We start from the raw sequence: 3,829 nt of genomic DNA on the forward strand, positions 1-3,829 counted from the left end.
CGCGGACCGTTGCCGACCGGCTGCGGCGCGGTGCCCAGGTGCTGCAGCAGCGGCAGGCCGAACGCGGCGGTCTTGCCGGTACCGGTCTGTGCGCCAGCCAGCAGATCGTGACCTTCCAGGGCCAGCGGAATGGCCTGCTCCTGGATCGGGGTCGGGTTTTCGTAGCCCTGCTCGGAAAGCGCGCGCAGCAGGAAGGGCGCAAGGCCCAGGTTTTCAAACGACATGGAGAACTCCAAAGAAAATAACGCACGCCCGCAAGGACCTGCGTTGCTGATCGATAAGATCGGCTGATCTCGGAGCGTTCCCGTAAACCGCGCTGCAAGATCTGGATGCAACCAGCGCGAAGCGCTGGCTGGAATGCGTGACGAATGGCGTCGGAGTGGGGGCGGGCGGGCGGACGGGCCAAAAGGCCGCTGGTCCTGCACCGCCGGCGGTCCCTGAGGGAAACGGACGGCCGCTGGCAGACCGCGATAGTCTAAGGGATAGTTGAGATCGGTACAAAAACACCCGTTCAGCTTTTCAAACGGACGGCTGTGTGGATGCGGGCCAATTCATTACACTTGAAACTTGTTTCTTCTGCAGACTGGACGTTCCCATGAAGCTTGGTTCCCTGAAGGAAGGCGGCCGCGACGGCACCCTGATCGTGGTTTCGCGTGACCTGACCCGCGCCGTGCGGGCCACCGGTATTGCCGCCACCTTGCAGCAGGCGCTGGAGGACTGGTCCAACCTGGCGCCGCGCCTGAACGCGCTGTACGAGGCGCTGAACGACGGCAACGCGGCCGAGGCGTTCGAGGTGGAGATGGAGGCGCTGGCCGCACCGCTGCCGCGTGCCTACGAATTCGTCGACGGCAGCGCCTACCTGCCGCACGTGGCGCGGGTGCGCAAGGCGCGCGGTGCCGAGGTGCCGGAGAGCTTCTACACCGATCCGCTGATGTACCAGCCACCAGCGCCGGTTTCTATGGCCCGCGTGATGCGGTCAAGGTGGTCAGCGAGGACTACGGTATCGATCTGGAAGCCGAGATCGTGGTCATCACCGATGACGTGCCGATGGCGGTCACCCCGGCGCAGGCGGCCGGCCACATCCAGCTGGTGGGTCTGGTCAACGACGTGTCCTTGCGCAACCTGATCCCGGGCGAATTGGCCAAGGGTTTCGGTTTCCTGCAGTCCAAGCCGCGCTCGGCGCTGAGCCCGGTGTTCGTCACCCCCGACGAGCTGGGGGAGGCCTGGCAGGGCAACAAGGTGCACCTGCCGCTGGTCACCCACATCAATGGCCAGTGGTTTGGCGCACCGGAGGCCGGCGTGGACATGCAGTTCGATTTTTCCCAGCTGGTCGCCCACGCCGCCAAGACCCGCCCGCTGTCGGCCGGCGCGATTGTCGGTTCGGGCACTATCGCCAACGAGGACACCTCGCTGGGGGCCTCCTGCTTTGCCGAGCAGCGCACTGTGGAGGCGTTGCGTGACGGCAAGCCGTCCACGCCGTTCATGAGCTTCGGCGACGTGGTCCGCATCGAGATGTTCGATCGTGCCGGCAACAGCATTTTCGGCGCGATCGAGCAGCGCATCGAGCCGGCCCAGGCGCCCTGATCCGGCCAACGGCGCAGGGGTCAGACCGGCGGTGAGGCAAACCCGGCCGCCGGTGGCTATGGTTGAGGCATGAACATGGAGGCATGGACATGGATGGACAGCTGAAGCTCTACAGCTATTGGCGCTCGAGTGCGGCCTATCGCGTGCGCATCGCCCTGAATCTGAAAGGGCGGGACTACGCGATCGAGCCGGTGCACCTGGTGCGCGATGGCGGCCAGCAGCATTCGGACGACTATGCCGCGCTCAATCCGCAGGAACTGGTGCCGGCGCTGCGCCACGGCGAGCGTGTGCTGACCCAGTCGCTGGCGATCCTGGAGTATCTGGATGAGATCTGGCCCGAGCCGGCACTGCTGCCGGACGACTCGGCCGGTCGCGCGCGGGTGCGGGCGCTGGCGCAGCTGGTGGCCTGCGATATCCATCCGCTCAACAACCTGCGGGTGATGCAGTTCTTCGATCGCGAGTGGAACGTGCCGCAGGCCGAGCGCGACCTGTGGACCCTGCACTGGATGCGGACCGGCTTCCAGGCGCTGGAGGACATGCTGGTGGGATCGCAGGATACCGGCCGTTTCTGTCACGGCGACAGCCGGGCATGGCCGACTGCTGTCTGGTGCCGCAGCTGTACAACGCCCGCCGGTTCCATCTGGATCTGGCGCCGTATCCGACCCTGGTCCGGATCGAGCAGGCCTGTCTGGGGCTGCCGGCGTTTGACCGTGCCCGCCCGGAGAACCAGCCCGACGCGGCGTGATTGCCGCGGCCGCCCCGGTCCCGCGTCCAGCAATGTAAAAAGCCCCGCATCTGCGGGGCTTTTTCGTGGTCGGCCGTCCGGGTTCAGAAGCCGTGGGTGATGGCCGGTGCGGTGGCGGGAGCGGAGAAATCCGCATACGGGTCGAGCTCGCCGCTGCCGCCCTCGGACAGGCGGAACTTCAACGCCAGCCCGTCGCGCGAGTCGGCCGCACGCAGCGCTTCCTCCTGCTCGATGATGCCGTCCTTGGCCATCCGGAACAGGCACTGGTCAAAGCTCTGCATGCCTTCTTCCAGCGACTCCTCCATCGCCTGCTTGATCGCGTGCACCTCGCCGCGGCGCAGCAGGTCGCGGATCATCGGGGTGTTGATCAGCACCTCGGTGGCCGGCCGGCGGCGCCCATCCTTGCCTTTGACCAGACGCTGCGAAACCACCGCGCGCAGGTTCAGCGACAGGTTCATCAGCACGTTCTTGTGTGCGGTTTCCGGGAAGAAGTTGAGGATGCGCTCGATCGTCTGGTCGGCGTTGTTGGAGTGCAGCGTGGCCAGGCACAGGTGGCCGGTCTCGGCAAAAGCGATGGCCGCCTCCATGGTCTCGGCGTCGAGGATCTCGCCGATCAGGATCACGTCCGGCGCCTCGCGCATCGCGTTCTTCAGCGCGTTGTGGAAGGCATGGGTGTCCAGGCCGACTTCGCGCTGGTTGACGATGGACATCTTGTGCTTGTGCAGGAACTCGATCGGGTCCTCGATGGTGAGGATGTGCCCGGTCGAGGTGCTGTTGCGGTGGTCGATCATCGAGGCCAGCGAGGTGGACTTGCCCGAGCCGGTCGAGCCGACCACCAGCACCAGCCCGCGCGGGGTCATGATCACGTCCTTGAGCACCTGCGGCAGGTGCAGCTCCTCGATGCTGGGGATCTTGCTCTTGATCGCACGGATCACCATACCCACTTCGCCGCGCTGCTTGAACACGTTGACGCGGAAACGGCCGGCATCAGCCAGCGCGATGGCCATATTGAGCTCCAGGTCACGCTCAAATTGCGGTACCTGGCCCTCATCCATCAGCGAATAGGCGATTTTCTTGACCATGCCCGGTGGCAGGCCGGTATTGCCCAGTGGATAAAGCTTGCCTTCAATCTTGATATAGACCGGCGCCCCGGTGGTCAAAAACATGTCCGAAGCGTTCTTTTCGGTCATCAGCTTCAGGAAATAGCCGATATCCATGCGCAATGTTTCCCCAACAAACGGCGGCGTGCCGTTGCAAGCACGCCGCAGGCTTGACGACAATGGCCGCGCACAATCCCTCAGGCAACGGCTCCCCAATGAAACCTAGCTTCGCACAATTACGACGTTTCCTGTATGCAGTGGTTTGCAGTTTGGCCTTGTCCAGCGGTGCTTTCGCGCAGGATCCGGGCGCGGCCGAACTGCTGGCCGCACAGCAGGCGGTGGAGCGTGCCGACCGCGCCGATGCCGACCAGTACGCCGCGGACACGATGGCCATGGCCCG

At 65.0% G+C, this 3,829-nt stretch carries 2 protein-coding genes and 2 pseudogenes; 2 read left to right on the forward strand and 2 right to left on the reverse strand.

The window, feature by feature from the left end; genetic code table 11:
• Nucleotides 1-224 (reverse strand): DEAD/DEAH box helicase (locus JCM9942_RS11990; protein WP_157722896.1); only part of this gene is annotated, 224 nt, incomplete at its 3' end.
• Nucleotides 225-595: 371 nt separating this feature from the next.
• Between JCM9942_RS11990 and JCM9942_RS11995 the strand changes: the two are divergent.
• Nucleotides 596-1,584 (forward strand): annotated as a pseudogene (locus JCM9942_RS11995) (fumarylacetoacetate hydrolase family protein).
• An 89-nt stretch (nucleotides 1,585-1,673) separates the two neighbouring features.
• Nucleotides 1,674-2,329, forward strand: a pseudogene (gene maiA, locus JCM9942_RS12000) (maleylacetoacetate isomerase).
• An 83-nt stretch (nucleotides 2,330-2,412) separates the two neighbouring features.
• Here maiA and JCM9942_RS12005 read toward each other — a convergent pair.
• Nucleotides 2,413-3,546: a PilT/PilU family type 4a pilus ATPase gene (locus JCM9942_RS12005; RefSeq protein ID WP_054659925.1), complete on the reverse strand. Its 1,134-nt coding sequence runs from the start codon at nucleotides 3,544-3,546 to the stop codon at nucleotides 2,413-2,415.
• Nucleotides 3,547-3,829: the final 283 nt, after the last annotated feature.

It is taken from the genome of Stenotrophomonas pictorum JCM 9942 (genome assembly GCF_001310775.1).
Taxonomy (GTDB): domain Bacteria; phylum Pseudomonadota; class Gammaproteobacteria; order Xanthomonadales; family Xanthomonadaceae; genus Stenotrophomonas; species Stenotrophomonas pictorum.